Raw genomic sequence first — 14,630 nt, 5'->3', positions numbered from 1 at the left:
ACAGGTTGCCTGATACTCCGCTATCGCGAGCAGGCTCGCTCCCACAGTGTTTTTGTGGTGCTACTTAATAATAAGGATCAGGTCATGCGCGCACTGGTTGCATTGAGTCGTTTTGTCGGCAATACCTTCGCTTACTGGGTGCTGTTTTTTGCCGTGCTGGCATTCTTGCTACCGCAATGGTTCGTCGACCTGAAAGTCGCCATCGTCCCCTTGCTGGGGCTGGTGATGTTCGGCATGGGCCTGGCGCTCAAGCTGGAGGACTTTGCCGAAGTGGGCCGTCATCCAGGGCGGGTGGTCCTGGGGGTGATTGCACAATTTGTCATCATGCCCGGCGTGGCGTGGCTGCTCTGCCAAGTATTCAGCCTGCCACCGGAGATTGCCGTCGGGGTGATTCTGGTGGGTTGCTGTCCGAGCGGCACCTCCTCCAATGTCATGACCTGGTTGGCCCGCGGCGACCTGGCTTTGGCCGTGTCGCTTTCGGCCATTACCACCCTGCTCGCGCCTTTGCTGACCCCGGCGCTGATCTGGCTGCTGGCTTCCGCCTGGTTGCCGGTGTCGTTCTCGGCGCTTTTCTGGTCGATCCTGCAGATCGTACTGCTGCCTATCGTGCTGGGCATCGTTGCTCAACGCCTGTTGGGAGAGCGGGTTCGTCACGCGGTGGAAGTGCTACCGCTGATCTCGGTAGTGAGCATCGTGATCATTGTTGCTGCGGTAGTGGCGGCCAGTCAGGCGAAGATCGCCGAGTCCGGCCTGCTGATCATGGCGATCGTGATGCTGCATAACAGCTTCGGTTACCTGTTGGGTTACTTCACCGCTCGCCTGTTCGGGTTGCCACTGGCCCAGCGCAAGACCTTGTCGCTGGAGGTGGGCATGCAAAACTCCGGTCTGGGCGCAGCCCTGGCCAGTGCGCATTTCTCGCCGCTGGCGGCGGTGCCCAGCGCGCTGTTCAGCGTCTGGCACAATATTTCCGGGGCGCTGCTCTCGACGTATTTCCGCCGTATGAGCGAAAAGCAGGACCGTGAACTGCTCGCCCGCCAAGCGGCGGACTGAAAGACAGACTTGATCGAGTGGTCAATAATGGGCAATCTATATGCCCATCGCGGGGACGACCCCGCCACTCGATCGACCTAAATCCGGGGACGACCCCATCCATCGATGGAGGTGTGTGATGTCCTGGATCATTCTGTTTTTTGCCGGCCTGTTCGAAGTCGGTTGGGCTGTCGGCCTGAAGTACACCGACGGTTTCAGCCGCCCGCTCCCTACCGTATTGACCGTTGCGGCCATGGCTATCAGCCTTGGCCTGCTGGGCCTTGCGATGAAGGAGTTGCCCCTGGGCACGGCCTATGCCATCTGGACCGGTGTCGGTGCCGTGGGCACGGTGATTGCCGGAATCATTCTGTTTGGTGAATCCATGGCGCTGGTTCGGCTAGCCAGTGTGGCGTTGATCGTTGCCGGGTTGATCGGACTTAAGGCCAGCGCCTGAACTCACCTACAGGAACAATCTCTGTAGACACAGAGGCTTGTAGGGCTGGACCTGTGGGAGCAAGGCTTGCCCGCGAGGCGGTCTCAAGGACGCTATCGCGAGCAAGCTTTGCTCTCACATACCTACTTTCACAAGGCGTCTCTCGTTATCTGACAGCCCCGCGCAACTCCCCCACCAACGCCTGCAACTTCGCCGGTTCCGCCACCTCAACGGCGACCGCCGGCCCCGCCACTAACGTCACCCGCGACCACAACCGGCGAAACAGCCCCTTGTTCGGGTCACGACTGAAGAAACTGCCCCACAATCCCTGCAACGCCAGGGGAATCACCGGCACAGGTGTTTCCTGAAGAATGCGCGTCAGTCCGCCCTTGAACTCATTGATCTCACCATCGGCCGTCAATTTTCCTTCGGGGAAGATGCACACCAACTCGCCGTTCTGCAGGTATTGAGCGATGCGTGTAAAAGCGCTTTCGTAGATATGAATGTCTTCCTGGCGCCCGGCAATCGGAATCGTCCCGGCGGTGCGAAAGATGAAATTGAGCACTGGCAGGTTGTAGATCTTGTAGTACATCACGAAGCGAATCGGCCGACGCACCGCGCCACCGATCAGCAACGCGTCGACGAAGGACACGTGATTGCAGACCAGCAGCGCGGCGCCTTCATCGGGAATCGCATCCAGGTTGCGATGTTCCACGCGGTACATGGAATGGCTCAGCAGCCAGATCATGAAACGCATGCTGAACTCAGGGACGATTTTGAAGATGTAGGTGTTCACGCCAATGTTCAGCAGTGACACCACCAGAAACAGCTGGGGAATCGACAGTTCCAGCAGGCCCAGCAGGACAATGGAGACAATCGCCGAGACCACCATGAACAGCGCGTTGAGAATGTTGTTGGCGGCGATGACCCGCGCCCGCTCATTCTCGGCGGTGCGCGACTGGATCAGTGCGTACAGCGGCACGATGTAGAAACCACCAAAGACACCGAGCCCGAGGATGTCGATCAGCACCAGCCAGGCGTGGCCGAAACCGAGCACTTCGAGCCAGCCGTAGCCCTCGGTGCTGCCAGGAATTCCGCCGGAATGCCACCACAACAGCAGCCCGAACACAGTCAGGCCGAACGAGCCGAAGGGCACCAGGCCGATCTCGACTTTACGCCCGGACAGCTTCTCGCACAGCATCGAACCCACGGCGATCCCCACCGAGAACACCGTCAGGATCAAGGTCACCACGGTTTCATCACCGTGCATCCAGTCCTTGGCGTAGGCCGGGATCTGGGTCAGATAAATCGCCCCGACAAACCAGAACCACGAGTTGCCGACAATGGAGCGGGACACCGCAGGGGTTTGTCCCAGGCCCAGTTTAAGCGTGGCCCAGGACTGGCTGAAAATGTTCCAGTTCAGGCGCATCTGCGGTGAAGCTGCCGCCGCCCGGGGAATGCCGCGACTCGCCAGGTAACCGGCTACGGCGATAACGACAATCGACGTCGCCACCACCGGCGCGTAATGCGCCGAGGACATCATGATCCCAGCGCCGATAGTGCCCAAGAGGATCGCCAGGAATGTGCCCATCTCCACTAGGCCATTGCCGCCGACCAGTTCGTCCTCGCGCAGCGCTTGCGGCAGGATCGAATATTTCACCGGCCCGAACAGCGCCGACTGGGTACCCATGGCGAACAGCGCCGCCAGCATCAACCACAAGTGATCGAACAGGAAACCCACCGCGCCGATCGCCATGATGGCGATTTCGCCGAACTTGATCAGACGAATCAACGCATCCTTGGCGAATTTTTCCCCGAACTGCCCTGCCAGTGCCGAGAACAAGAAGAACGGCAAGATAAACAGCAGCGCACACAGATTGACCCAGATCGAGCGGTCGCCCTCGATGGTCAGCCGATAGAGAATCGCCAGGATCAACGACTGCTTGAACACGTTGTCGTTGAACGCGCCAAGGGACTGTGTGATGAAAAACGGCAGGAAACGCCGCGTGCGGAGCAAGGTGAACTGCGAGGGGTGACTCATCTTCCATGTTCCTGAGTGGCGTGGTCGCTTATTGGAATGAGGTTTTTTGATCCAGGCCACACATTACCTGTCTTTAACGATTATTTCGCCAGCCCCGCAATGCATGGCGACACGAATAGCTCACCGTGCCAGGCGCCGAGCACCGTGCGGCGGCCGACGATCAGCCACATCACCGCCAGCATCGCCACCAGTACACAACCGAACACAGTAAAAAAACCCAGGCTCAGCAAGCTCGCCAGCTTCAGCGTTGCCAGCGCATACACGCCCAAGGGGAAGGTAAAGCCCCACCACCCGAGGTTGAACGGGATGCCAGTGCGCAAATACCGTGCGGTGATCAGCAGCGCCATCAGCATCCACCAGAACCCGAAGCCCCACAGGGTGATACCGGCCACCACGCCCACGCCGGCGGCGACTTCACCTAAGCCCGGCAAGCCATTGGCGGCAAAAATCAGCGGCGCATCGCCTCCCAGCAACAACATGCCCAGAGCACCGGTCCCGATCGGGCCGAGGGCCAGCCAGCTCGAGGCGGCCATGTTTTCGTGGGGTAGTTTGTGCAGGGCCATGCGCAGCAGCAGAATCGTCAGGATGCTGAACGCTACGGGTAGGGAAAATGCCCAGAGGATGTAGCTGGTGACCAACATCACCAGTTGCGAATGAGCGTCTGCCAAGTGCGGTGCCAACAACCCGCCACTGGCGGCGGCGACTTCAGCGGCCACCACGGGCAATAGCCACACGGCGGTCATCTGATCGATCCGGTGTTCCTGGCGGGTGAACATCAAAAACGGAATCAGCACGCCGCAGGCCAAGGACATCGCCACGTCGATCCACCACAACGTTTCCGCCAGCGGCACCACGCCCTCGCCCCACCGTGGCAAACCGAATACCAACAAGCCATTGATGAGGGTCGCCAGCCCCATGGGGATGGTGCCGAAGAACATCGAAACCGTTGAATGACCGAAAATCCGCCGGGCCTCGTCGAAGAATAGCACCCAACGGGCGGTGTACAGCCCAGTGAACAACACGAACAACAGGACATTGAACAACCATACCCCTTCGGCCAGGCCGCGCAGGCCTGGGACATCCCCCGGCCATTGCGCCAGGGCCAGGGCCAATACACCGGTGCCCATGACGACAGCAAACCAGTTAGGCGTGAACTGGCGAATGGCTTCCAATGGCCTGGGCAAATGACTGAGTGGGCGCAAACGGTTGGTTGCAGCACAGCATGGCATGGCGAATTCCTGCTCTGGGACGAGATAGAGCCATGCTAGATTCAAATCGAATATCTATATAACGGGTAATATCTCTATATATTATCGATTATGCAAATAGTGATCAGATACTGCCCTTGGTCTCGATCACCAGAATTCTCGCCTCTCCCAATGGCTTGGCCAGATGTTCGGTGCCCACCGATGCATAGAAAATATCCCCCGCACTCAGCAAGGTATCTTTTTCGATACCGTCTTCCCGATAGCACATCTGCACTTGCCCATCGAGCACCACGAAGACTTCCTGACCTTCATTGATGTGCCATTTGTAGGGCTGATCGGTCCAGTGCAGGCGCGTGGTAATGCCGTTCATGTCGGCGATATCCAACGCCGCCCAGGCGCGGTCGCCGGTGAAGGATTTGCTGCGGATGATGTTCAACCCAGATCGCCCCAAAGGAAACACACAGGCGCCAAGGTTAACCCAAACCAGGCGCTGGCCGCGCCTGACGCGACAGCCCGAGCAAGGCGACGGTCGACAGCACAATCAACACCGCGCCATAGCCATCGGTGGTCGGGATCAGCCCAAAGACCCGGGTCAGGCTTCCCGCCAGCAGCGACGGCAGGCTGAAAGCCAGATAGCTGAGGACATAAAACGCTGACATCAACCCGGCCCGTTCATGGGGCAAGGCCAACGGCATGATGCTGCGCAATGCTCCCAGAAAGCCCGCGCCGAAACCGCTGCCAGTGACCAGCGTGCCGACGAAGAACAACGGCAAGCTAGCAGCGTGCACTGCGAGCAATACCAGCACCAGACCGACCATCAACAGGCTGGCGGCCAGGCGCAGCATTTTGTCGGCCATCTGGTTGCGCAGCGTGTAGATACTCAACGCTCCGGTGAGCGTCAGCACCGCCACCAGCGCGCCGCCAATCAGGTTGGAGGTGGTGCCGGTTGCGACCCGCACCAATGACGGCGCCAGTGATAAGTAGAAGCCGCCCACCGCCCAGGCCACCAGGTTCAAGGGCAGTATCAGCCACAAGGCGCGCCGTGCCTGGATCGGCACATGCAAGGTGGGGCGCAAAGATCGCCAGGCACCGGGCTGCGGGCTGACGCTCTCGGCCAGAAACCAGAGGTAAATGGCCTGGATCAGGAACAATCCCAGCAGAATCCAGTACGTCAGTTGCAGGGGCAACGGCGCGAACTCGGCCAACATGCCGCAGCCAAATGCTCCGCAAGCCATGCCCAGCAAGGGCGCGACGCTGGTGATCAGCGGACCTTGCCGACGATCGAAGTCCAGCAAGGCAGCGCCAAGCACACTGGTGGCCATGCCCGTCGCGAAGCCCTGAATCAACCGCGCACCGATCAACCAGGCGATACTGTCGGCGTTGATAAACAGCAGCATTGCCAGCATGTTGAGCAACAGCGCTACGAAAATCACCGGTTTGCGTCCCAGATAATCCGACAACGAACCCACGGTCAGCAACGCCGCTAACAGACTGAACGCGTACACACCGAAAATCAGCGTCAGGACCCCAGGGGAAAATTGCATTTGTTCCTGGTAGAGGTGATACAGCGGGGTTGGCGCACTGGACGCTGCGAGGAAACCGAGCAGGGTGATCGCCAGGAATATCAGACTGGCACGGGTCGAAGCTGGACGGGACATGGGCACACTCCACAAGGCGATCCACAAAAGCTAATTTTTTGCTTTTGCGGAGTGTGCTATCGACGCGCGCTTAAAGCAAATTCTTTGTGTTAAGGTCCGATCCATGGCTATTAAAGAAGGTTTACGTCCCGGCGGCAGAAGCGCCCGGGTACAAGAGTCGATTCATTCGGCGGTTCGCAGCCTGCTCCAGGAGCAGGACCGCGCCACCCTGACCGTGCCGCAAATCGCGGCCCGCGCAGGCGTAACCCCGTCCACCATTTACCGGCGCTGGGGCGACCTGCCGGCATTGCTGGGCGACGTCGCGATTGCCCGCATGCGCCCGGACTGCGCACCGCTGGACACCGGCAGCCTGCGCGGGGATCTTCGCGCCTGGGCCGAACAGTACCTGGACGAAATGAGCTCCGAGCCCGGTCGCAACATGATGCGCGACATTCAGGCCTGCGCCACGCCGGGCTATTGCGTGGGAATCATCAGCGGCCAGTTGCAGACCATCCTGGATCGCTATCCTGACGAGCCAAACCCCGGGGTCGAGCGACTGATCAATGTGGTGGTCGCGCCGACGGTGTTTCGCATCCTCTTTGCCACCGCGCCGTTGGCGGTTGAGGAGTTGTATCGGTTGGTGGATATCGCGTTGGCCCAGTAATACCGCCATCGCGAGCAGGCTCGCTCCCACATTTGAGCAGTTGTGAATACAAAATCCATCTTCGCCGAAGATCCAGTGTGGGAGCGAGCCTGCTCGCGATGAGGCCGACCAGCACACCCCATGCCCCATTGCTGAGCGCAACCGGCGATACCTCGACACGCCTCGACCTTGGTCGACACTGACGAACCCGAGCGGGCATGCGAGACTGTTCTGCCGGGCACTGCCCCCGGGGTCTTTCGTTCAGGAGCTTCCATGTCGTTGTCCAGCGGGCTGATTGCCGTTGTTGCCCTGGCCTATATGGCCATCCTGTTCGCCATCGCCTTCTACGGCGACCGGCGCAGCACACCTTTACCCCCTCGGGTGCGGGCGTGGGTCTACAGCCTGTCGCTGGCGGTGTACTGCACCAGCTGGACATTTTTTGGCGCGGTGGGCCAGGCTGCCGAACAACTCTGGTCATTCCTGCCGATTTACCTCGGGCCGATCCTGTTGCTGGTGCTGGCCCCGTGGGTCTTGCAGAAAATGGTGATGATCAGCAAGCAGGAAAACATCACCTCCATCGCTGACTTCATCGCCGCCCGCTATGGCAAATCCCAGTCCCTGGCGATTGTGATTGCCCTGATTTGCCTGGTGGGTGTGTTGCCGTACATTGCCTTGCAGCTCAAGGGCATCGTGCTCGGGGTGAACCTGCTCATCGGCGCCGGGGCCGACACCACGGGCACCCGCGCCCAGGACACGGCGCTGATCGTTTCACTGATCCTCGCGCTGTTCACCATCGTGTTCGGCACCCGCAACCTGGACGCCACCGAGCACCACCGAGGCATGGTATTGGCCATTGCCTTTGAATCGCTGGTCAAGCTGTTCGCCTTCCTTGCCGTTGGCGCCTTTGTCACGTACGGGCTCTACGACGGATTCGACGATCTGTTCAACCAGGCGATGCTCGCGCCGCGGCTGGAGCAATACTGGAAAGAAACCATCAACTGGCCGTCCATGGTGGTGCAGACCGGGGTGGCGATGATGGCGATCATCTGCTTGCCGCGGCAGTTTCACGTGACCGTGGTCGAGAACATCGAGCCCCAGGACCTGCGCCTGGCCAAGTGGGTATTCCCCGCCTACCTGGCCCTGGCGGCGTTGTTCGTGGTGCCCATCGCCCTCGCCGGGCAAATGATGCTGCCCGACTCGGTGCTGCCGGATTCATTCGTCATCAGCCTGCCGTTGGCCCAGGCCCACCCGGCGCTGGCGGTGCTTGCGTTCATTGGCGGCGCCTCGGCGGCCACCGGCATGGTCATCGTGGCGAGTGTCGCGCTCTCCACCATGGTGTCCAACGACATGCTGCTGCCTTGGCTGTTGCGCCGCAACAACGCCGAACGGCCCTTTGAAGTGTTTCGCCAGTGGATGCTGTCGGTTCGCCGGGTGAGCATTGTGGTGATCCTGCTGCTGGCCTATGTCAGCTACCGCCTGCTGGGCTCGACGGCGAGCCTGGCGACCATCGGCCAGATAGCCTTCGCCGCCGTGACCCAACTGGCGCCTGCCATGCTCGGCGCGCTGTACTGGAAACAGGCCAACCGTCGCGGGGTGTTCGCCGGCCTCGCCATGGGGATTTTCCTGTGGTTCTACACCTTGGTGTTGCCGATCGCGGCCCACAGCCTGGGCTGGTCGCTGAACAGTTTCCCGGGGCTTGCGTGGCTGCATGGCAACCCCTTGAACCTGCCGATTTCACCGCTGACCCAAGGGGTCGTGTTATCCCTGGCCGGTAACTTCACCCTGTTTGCCTGGATCTCCGTGCTGTCGCGCACCCGCGTGTCGGAACACTGGCAGGCCGGACGCTTCATCGGCCAGGAAATCAGCGCCCGCCCCAACCCCCGCTCGATGCTGGCGGTGCACATAGATGACCTGTTGCAACTGGCCGCGCGCTTCGTTGGCGAAGAACGGGCGCGCCAGAGTTTCATTCGCTTTGCCTACCGCCAGGGCAAAGGCTTCAACCCGAACCAGAATGCCGACAGCGAATGGATCGCCCACACCGAACGGCTCCTGGCGGGCGTGCTGGGGGCTTCGTCGACGCGCGCAGTAGTAAAAGCCGCGATTGAAGGTCGGGAGATGCAGTTGGAGGATGTGGTCCGAATTGCGGATGAAGCCTCGGAAGTACTGCAATTCAACCGTGCACTGCTGCAAGGTGCCATCGAAAACATCACCCAAGGCATCAGCGTGGTCGATCAGTCCCTCAGGCTGGTGGCCTGGAACCGCCGATACCTGGAGCTGTTCAACTATCCGGACGGTTTGATCAGTGTGGGTCGGCCCATCGCCGACATCATCCGCTACAACGCCGAGCGCGGCCTTTGTGGCCCGGGCGAAGCAGAGGTCCATGTCGCTCGACGCCTGCACTGGATGCGCCAGGGCCGTGCACACACCTCTGAACGGCTGTTTCCCAATGGCCGGGTGATCGAGCTGATCGGCAACCCCATGCCCGGCGGCGGTTTTGTCATGAGTTTTACCGACATCACCGCTTTCCGCGAAGCCGAACAGGCCCTCACGGAAGCCAATGAAGGATTGGAACAACGGGTGGCGGAACGCACCCGGGAACTGTCGCAACTGAACATGGCCCTGACCGAAGCCAAAGGCACCGCCGAGTCGGCCTACCAATCCAAGACCCGGTTCCTGGCAGCAGTCAGTCATGACCTGATGCAGCCGCTCAACGCCGCACGCCTGTTCTCCGCAGCGCTGTCCCATCAGCACGACGCCTTGCCGAGCGAGGCCCGGCAACTGGTACACCACCTGGACAGTTCGCTGCGCTCGGCCGAAGACCTGATCACCGATCTGCTGGACATTTCCCGCCTGGAAAACGGCAAGATCAACCCTGACCGCAATCCATTTGCCCTCAACGAACTGTTCGATACCCTGGGCGCCGAGTTCAAGGTACTGGCCCAGGAACAAGGCCTCAAATTCCGGGTGCGGGGCTCACGACTACGGGTCGACAGCGACATCAAGTTGCTACGTCGTGTGTTGCAGAACTTCCTCACCAATGCCTTCCGCTATGCCAAAGGCCCGGTACTGCTGGGCGTTCGCCGTCGCAATGGCGAATTGTGCCTGGAGGTGTGGGATCGCGGCCCGGGCATCGCCGAAGACAAACTGCAGGTCATTTTCGAAGAGTTCAAACGTCTCGACAGCCATCAGACCCGTGCGGAAAAAGGCCTGGGCCTGGGCCTGGCGATCGCCGACGGGCTGTGCCGCGTGCTGGGTCACACCTTGCGGGTGCGTTCCTGGCCGGGGCGCGGCAGTGTCTTCAGCGTCAGCGTACCGCTGGCCCAGGCGCAGACTGCCTTGCCCAAGCCCGCAGCCGAACTCAACGGTCATTTACCAAAAGGCGCCCAGGTGCTGTGTGTCGATAACGAAGACAGCATTCTGATCGGCATGAACAGCCTGCTCACTCGCTGGGGCTGCCAGGTGTGGACCGCGCGCAACCGCCAGGAGTGCGAGCGTTTGCTCAGCGAGGGAGGCCGACCGCAACTGGCCCTGGTGGATTTTCACCTGGACAATGGAGAAACCGGAACCGAGCTGATGGCCTGGTTACGCAGCCGTATGGGTGAACCGATACCAGGCGTGGTGATCAGCGCCGATGGCCGCCCCGAGACGGTGGCGCAGGTGCATGCGGCGGGTCTGGACTACTTGGCCAAACCGGTGAAACCGGCCGCATTGAGGGCGTTGTTGAGTCGGCATTTGCCGTTGTAGAGAATCGATTTCCCACTGTCAGGCACACACTGCCTGGCATCAAGCCCAGGTTTTTACATCAAGCCTGAGGCTTTTCGGTCTCTTCAGGCAGTTCGGGCAGCCCATCGACATCGGTCATTGCCCGTTCGAGCAGTTCGGCTGGCAGGCTTTTGCTGGCCCGGGCGCCGAGCAATTTGAGTTGTTCGCTGCGGCTGATCAGATTGCCACGCCCTTCTGTGAGTTTGTTGCGCGCCGCACTGTAGGCTTTGTCCAGTTGCTGCAAACGGCTGCCTATTTCGTCCAGGTCCTGAATGAACAGTACGAACTTGTCGTACAGCCACCCTGCCCGCTCGGCGATTTCCCGGGCGTTCTGACTCTGGCGCTCCTGTTTCCACAAGCTGTCGATCACCCGCAACGTCGCCAATAGCGTCGTCGGGCTGACGATCACGATGTTGCGGTCGAAGGCTTCCTGGAACAGGTTCGGTTCGGCTTGCAGCGCGGCAGAAAACGCGGCCTCGATCGGTACGAACAACAACACGAAATCCAGGCTGTGCAAACCATCCAGGCGCTTGTAATCCTTGCCGGCCAGACCTTTGACGTGGGCCCGCAAAGACACCACGTGCTGCTTGAGAGCGAGTTGGCCGATGCTGTCGTCCTCGGCGGCCACATATTGTTGATAGGCCGTAAGACTGACCTTGGAATCCACCACCACCTGCTTGTCGCCGGGCAGGTAAATCAGCACGTCCGGCTGGAACCGTTCGCCGTCCGGGCCCTTGAGGCTGACCTGGGTCTGATACTCGCGGCCCTTCTCCAGGCCGGCGTGTTCAAGCACCCGCTCCAGAATCAGCTCACCCCAGTTACCCTGGGTCTTCTGACCTTTGAGGGCACGGGTCAGATTGGTCGCTTCATCGCCCAGGCGCAGGTTCAGCTGTTGCAGCCGTTCCAACTCCTTGCCCAGGGAGAAGCGTTCCCGCGCCTCGGCTTGATAGCTTTCCTCGACACGTTTTTCAAAGGATTGGATGCGCTCCTTCAGCGGGTCGAGCAACTGCCCCAACCGCTGCTGACTGGTTTCCGCGAAGCGTTGCTCACGCTCATCGAAGATCTTTCCTGCCAGCTCGGCGAACTGTGCCCGCAACTCGTCTCGCGAACCTTGCAGGTCGTCCAGACGTTGCTGATGACTTTCCTGTTGCTCACGCAGTTCGGCATGCAACGAAGCCGCCTGGGCATCAAGACGCCGCAATTCCGCTTCTTTTGCGGCGCGCTCCAAGTTCCAGGCGTGGGCTGCGTCTCGGGCATTGTCGCGTTCGATCTGCAACAACTCGACTTCGCGACAAGCGGCGGCAAGCTCGGCTTGCCGGGCGGCGTTGGCCTGGCCCAGGTCGCTGATTTCATCGCGGCACGCATCGAGCTGGGCGTTCAAACCGTCGTGGGCCATGTGGGCGGTGGCCAGACGCTCCTCCATTAACGCGAGTTCGGTTTGCGCGGCGCTGGCCTGGCGTTGCAGGTGCCAGGCCAGGGCGAGCAACGGCACCGCAGCACCCGCCAGGCCAAACAACAGGCTGGTCAAATCCATAGCCATGACAATTCCCGCCGATGAAATAAAGCCCGCAGGTTAACCAAGCGGCCAGGGGATGCCCAGCTCAGTCTTCGATTTCACCCAGCGCCTGGCGCGCACGATGATCCCCGGCCCTGGCAGCCTGACGCAGCAGATCCTGGCCAATACGGCGATCGCGCGCGTTCCCGCACTCACGGCACATCAGCTGACCGAGGCGACTTTGCGCAGCTACCACGCCTTCCCGGGCTGGTTGCTTGAGTAAACGGCCGGCCAAGTGTTTGACACTGGTGTTTTCCCCAAGGCGCGGGCTGTCGAGCAGCCATTCGGCCACGCGCATCGAAATGCGTTTGGGTGGGGTAACACCGGCGGGTGTGGAGGTAACAGGATTTGATACTGAGCGAAACTTCATAAAGCACTGTGGGACAGATCAGGAAGGCGCGCCACTCTACTCCTTTTTTCGCACGGGTAAAGTCGAAAAAATCCGGCACGCCCGTGCTAGAGCAAGCGCTTGGGACAATCCACAGAAGCTGTGGATAACTCAGTGGACAACCCCCCCTGAAGTCGCCGTAAGCCCTGTGGAACGGGGCCTGCGCTCAAACTGACGATTTTTTCACCAGTAAAAAAAAGCGATGTTTTTCATTGACTTAAATTTTGGATACAGGCACCCACCCCAGATTGTTTCCACATGACAATACGGTGACAACCACCGCATCGAGTGTGCACAAGTAACACGTGAAATGGTTATATGGTTGCGCCGTTTTGGCTCATTTGCGCGGTAAAACCTGGGGATAACCTGACGACGTGCTGGCCGTTGTCCGTCGGCTAAGCGCAAAACCATTGATCGGTTCCTGTGCTATGGCCGATCACCGATGGGCAAACAAGCGATCAGTCGGCGACCAGGCAGGATATTTTTTCCCATCGTCCTTCCCTTCGACCACTCGATCCGTTACTATCCGCGGCGTTAGTACCAAGCTGAAAGTCAATTCCGGGTCGAATACATCTCCACGGTCAGCCTTCTTCAAGAGAAGCCTCACCGACAAAAAGAGACCGACCCCCTCGATGGTTTCCAGGTAATTCTTGCGTCAACACTGCCTTTGATCGATTGCAAAGGATGTTGCCAGACTCGTTACTCTGACCGAACCAGCCTGCAAAATTGATCAGGATCTTCACCCCGGGCCCAGAACCTTTGCCCTTGATGTGTTGCCTGCCCTCCTAAGTACCTACCTGCCAGCCCAAGCGCGCACTTTATATAGCGCTCAAACTGGCTGCTTTGTTCCAGTCGGGTTCTTCGTTCGACCAATGGTGGTCGACGTTACTGGAACGTTTTAACGTTGCACGGTTCTTAACCGTGTCATTTGTAGGAACACCCATAACATGTCGACTCAAATCCATACACAGGATGCCATCCGCACCCTAACCAACGCTTTTGCCCCAATGAACTGCCTGATCATGGCCGCTCGCAAAGGCTGCTTCAGCTTCACGCTGGTCAACGAACATGGCATCGCCCGTCACAGCGAACGCCTGTACCCCGATCAGTACTCCAGCGCAGAACCGCTGCAGGCCGTGATCGAGCGTACCCGTCAGGCACTGGTTGCCTGATACGCCGCAAAGGCTGAAACCCTAAGGCCCCGCCCCAAAAGCGGGGTTTTTTATTGCCCAGAATTTCTCGATAAAGCGCAACGGCTTAAGCACCGGGGGATATAACGGTTATAACCGTTCGGCGAAGATGTTTTAAAAACAGTCCTTTACAGCGGGAATATGACACTACACTTCAAGTCAAGCGGCATGATCCGCTTCCGGCGGAGCCTGAACCGAACCACCGCTGCCAAGCCCACACCCATTTCAGGCTCTGCCCCTTTCACGTTTCGAGGGTTTTATGGGTATCGCTGCCAGCGAACTGTGTCGATATGTGATCCGCCCGACGCTCCTGTACCTGGAGCGCCACAGTGCAACGGCGGAATCCTTGTTGCTGGGGATTGCCGCCAGCCAGTCCGCCCTGGGATCAGCCCTGCATGACCGTCGCGGGCACGGCCTGTACCGCATTCCCGAACCCCGCCACCGGGCGCTCTGGGACCATTACCTGGCTCTGGATCCGGAACGAGCCAGCCTGGTTCGGGGCCTGGCCAGCCAGCACGCCTTTCTCAGCGGCCCGCACCTGGAATTGACCGTCAATCTGCGTTACGCCACCGCCATTGCCTGGCTTTTGGTGGAGGAACAGAACCTCGCGCTTCCTGAAGCCGATGACCTGTTAGGCATGGCCCGGATCTGGCGCCAGACATTTCACCCTCAAGGGCGCCTGCGGGATTTCACCTGCGCCTGGCAAAGTTGTGTTTCGCCGCTGAATCAGGTCGCCTGCTAAGG

At 59.9% G+C, this 14,630-nt stretch carries 12 protein-coding genes; 6 read left to right on the top strand and 6 right to left on the bottom strand.

The genetic code is table 11. From position 1 onward, the window contains the following. Nucleotides 1–84: 84 nt before the first annotated feature. The gene (locus tag BW979_RS10625) at nucleotides 85–1,050 is read left to right on the top strand and encodes a bile acid:sodium symporter family protein (protein WP_047228695.1); all 966 of its coding nucleotides are present in this window, start codon (nucleotides 85–87) and stop codon (nucleotides 1,048–1,050) included. Between the two features lie 118 nt (nucleotides 1,051–1,168). Then, the gene (gene sugE / locus BW979_RS10620; protein WP_047228696.1) at nucleotides 1,169–1,483 is read left to right on the top strand and encodes a quaternary ammonium compound efflux SMR transporter SugE; all 315 of its coding nucleotides are present in this window, start codon (nucleotides 1,169–1,171) and stop codon (nucleotides 1,481–1,483) included. 145 nt (nucleotides 1,484–1,628) lie between these two features. On the opposite strand, the gene BW979_RS10615 is transcribed toward sugE, so the two are convergent. From BW979_RS10615 to BW979_RS10600, 4 genes are all read right to left on the bottom strand, one after another. Next, a complete protein-coding gene (locus BW979_RS10615; RefSeq protein WP_076383773.1) occupies nucleotides 1,629–3,503 on the bottom strand; it encodes an MFS transporter in 1,875 nt (624 codons plus the stop codon). An 80-nt stretch (nucleotides 3,504–3,583) separates the two neighbouring features. Next, nucleotides 3,584–4,732, bottom strand: coding sequence for a TDT family transporter (locus BW979_RS10610; RefSeq protein ID WP_076383772.1), 1,149 nt, complete (start codon nucleotides 4,730–4,732; stop codon nucleotides 3,584–3,586). A 103-nt stretch (nucleotides 4,733–4,835) separates the two neighbouring features. Further along, nucleotides 4,836–5,147 (bottom strand): cupin domain-containing protein, encoded by a 312-nt coding sequence (locus BW979_RS10605; RefSeq protein ID WP_076383771.1) that lies wholly within the window; start codon nucleotides 5,145–5,147, stop codon nucleotides 4,836–4,838. Nucleotides 5,148–5,184: 37 nt separating this feature from the next. After that, nucleotides 5,185–6,369: an MFS transporter gene (locus BW979_RS10600; protein ID WP_076383770.1), complete on the bottom strand. Its 1,185-nt coding sequence runs from the start codon at nucleotides 6,367–6,369 to the stop codon at nucleotides 5,185–5,187. A 103-nt stretch (nucleotides 6,370–6,472) separates the two neighbouring features. On the opposite strand from BW979_RS10600, the gene BW979_RS10595 reads away from it, so the two are divergent. Together BW979_RS10595 and BW979_RS10590 are read left to right on the top strand one after the other, a co-directional pair. Beyond that, entirely contained in the window at nucleotides 6,473–7,012 is a 540-nt protein-coding gene (locus tag BW979_RS10595) for a TetR/AcrR family transcriptional regulator (RefSeq protein ID WP_076383769.1), read from the top strand. 252 nt (nucleotides 7,013–7,264) lie between these two features. Then, the gene (locus tag BW979_RS10590) at nucleotides 7,265–10,735 is read left to right on the top strand and encodes a hybrid sensor histidine kinase/response regulator (protein WP_047228702.1); all 3,471 of its coding nucleotides are present in this window, start codon (nucleotides 7,265–7,267) and stop codon (nucleotides 10,733–10,735) included. Nucleotides 10,736–10,793: 58 nt separating this feature from the next. Here the strand turns inward: BW979_RS10590 and rmuC are convergent, their stop codons facing one another. Together rmuC and BW979_RS10580 are read right to left on the bottom strand one after the other, a co-directional pair. Continuing rightward, nucleotides 10,794–12,176 carry a DNA recombination protein RmuC gene (rmuC, locus tag BW979_RS10585; RefSeq protein ID WP_172833817.1) on the bottom strand — a complete coding sequence of 461 codons (1,383 nt, stop codon included), beginning with the start codon at nucleotides 12,174–12,176 and terminating at the stop codon, nucleotides 10,794–10,796. A gap of 178 nt (nucleotides 12,177–12,354) precedes the next feature. Further along, on the bottom strand, nucleotides 12,355–12,678 hold the full coding sequence (locus tag BW979_RS10580) for a hypothetical protein (protein ID WP_076383767.1): 324 nt from the start codon (nucleotides 12,676–12,678) through the stop codon (nucleotides 12,355–12,357). A 965-nt stretch (nucleotides 12,679–13,643) separates the two neighbouring features. Here BW979_RS10580 and BW979_RS10570 point away from each other — a divergent pair. Together BW979_RS10570 and BW979_RS10565 are read left to right on the top strand one after the other, a co-directional pair. After that, entirely contained in the window at nucleotides 13,644–13,868 is a 225-nt protein-coding gene (locus BW979_RS10570) for a hypothetical protein (RefSeq protein ID WP_007898912.1), read from the top strand. A 277-nt stretch (nucleotides 13,869–14,145) separates the two neighbouring features. After that, on the top strand, nucleotides 14,146–14,628 hold the full coding sequence (locus tag BW979_RS10565) for a hypothetical protein (RefSeq protein WP_047228705.1): 483 nt from the start codon (nucleotides 14,146–14,148) through the stop codon (nucleotides 14,626–14,628). The last annotated feature ends 2 nt before the right edge of the window (nucleotides 14,629–14,630 follow it).

Origin of the sequence: Pseudomonas sp. A214 (genome assembly GCF_900156295.1) — a bacterium.
In the GTDB taxonomy this organism is placed as follows: Bacteria; Pseudomonadota; Gammaproteobacteria; order Pseudomonadales; family Pseudomonadaceae; genus Aquipseudomonas; species Aquipseudomonas rhizophila.
Note: the sequence above shows the minus strand (reverse complement) of the source record. Positions and strands in the feature narration are given on the sequence as shown.

Bases quoted from the DNA above. Each gene is read 5' to 3' on its own strand.
- BW979_RS10625 (WP_047228695.1), top strand. From the start codon at position 85: ATGCGCGCACTGGTTGCATTGAGTCGTTTTGTCGGCAATACCTTCGCT.
- sugE (WP_047228696.1), top strand. From the start codon at position 1,169: ATGTCCTGGATCATTCTGTTTTTTGCCGGCCTGTTCGAAGTCGGTTGG.
- BW979_RS10615 (WP_076383773.1), bottom strand. From the start codon at position 3,503: ATGAGTCACCCCTCGCAGTTCACCTTGCTCCGCACGCGGCGTTTCCTG.
- BW979_RS10610 (WP_076383772.1), bottom strand. From the start codon at position 4,732: ATGCCATGCTGTGCTGCAACCAACCGTTTGCGCCCACTCAGTCATTTG.
- BW979_RS10600 (WP_076383770.1), bottom strand. From the start codon at position 6,369: ATGTCCCGTCCAGCTTCGACCCGTGCCAGTCTGATATTCCTGGCGATC.
- BW979_RS10595 (WP_076383769.1), top strand. From the start codon at position 6,473: ATGGCTATTAAAGAAGGTTTACGTCCCGGCGGCAGAAGCGCCCGGGTA.
- BW979_RS10590 (WP_047228702.1), top strand. From the start codon at position 7,265: ATGTCGTTGTCCAGCGGGCTGATTGCCGTTGTTGCCCTGGCCTATATG.
- rmuC (WP_172833817.1), bottom strand. From the start codon at position 12,176: ATGGAGGAGCGTCTGGCCACCGCCCACATGGCCCACGACGGTTTGAAC.
- BW979_RS10580 (WP_076383767.1), bottom strand. From the start codon at position 12,678: ATGAAGTTTCGCTCAGTATCAAATCCTGTTACCTCCACACCCGCCGGT.
- BW979_RS10570 (WP_007898912.1), top strand. From the start codon at position 13,644: ATGTCGACTCAAATCCATACACAGGATGCCATCCGCACCCTAACCAAC.
- BW979_RS10565 (WP_047228705.1), top strand. From the start codon at position 14,146: ATGGGTATCGCTGCCAGCGAACTGTGTCGATATGTGATCCGCCCGACG.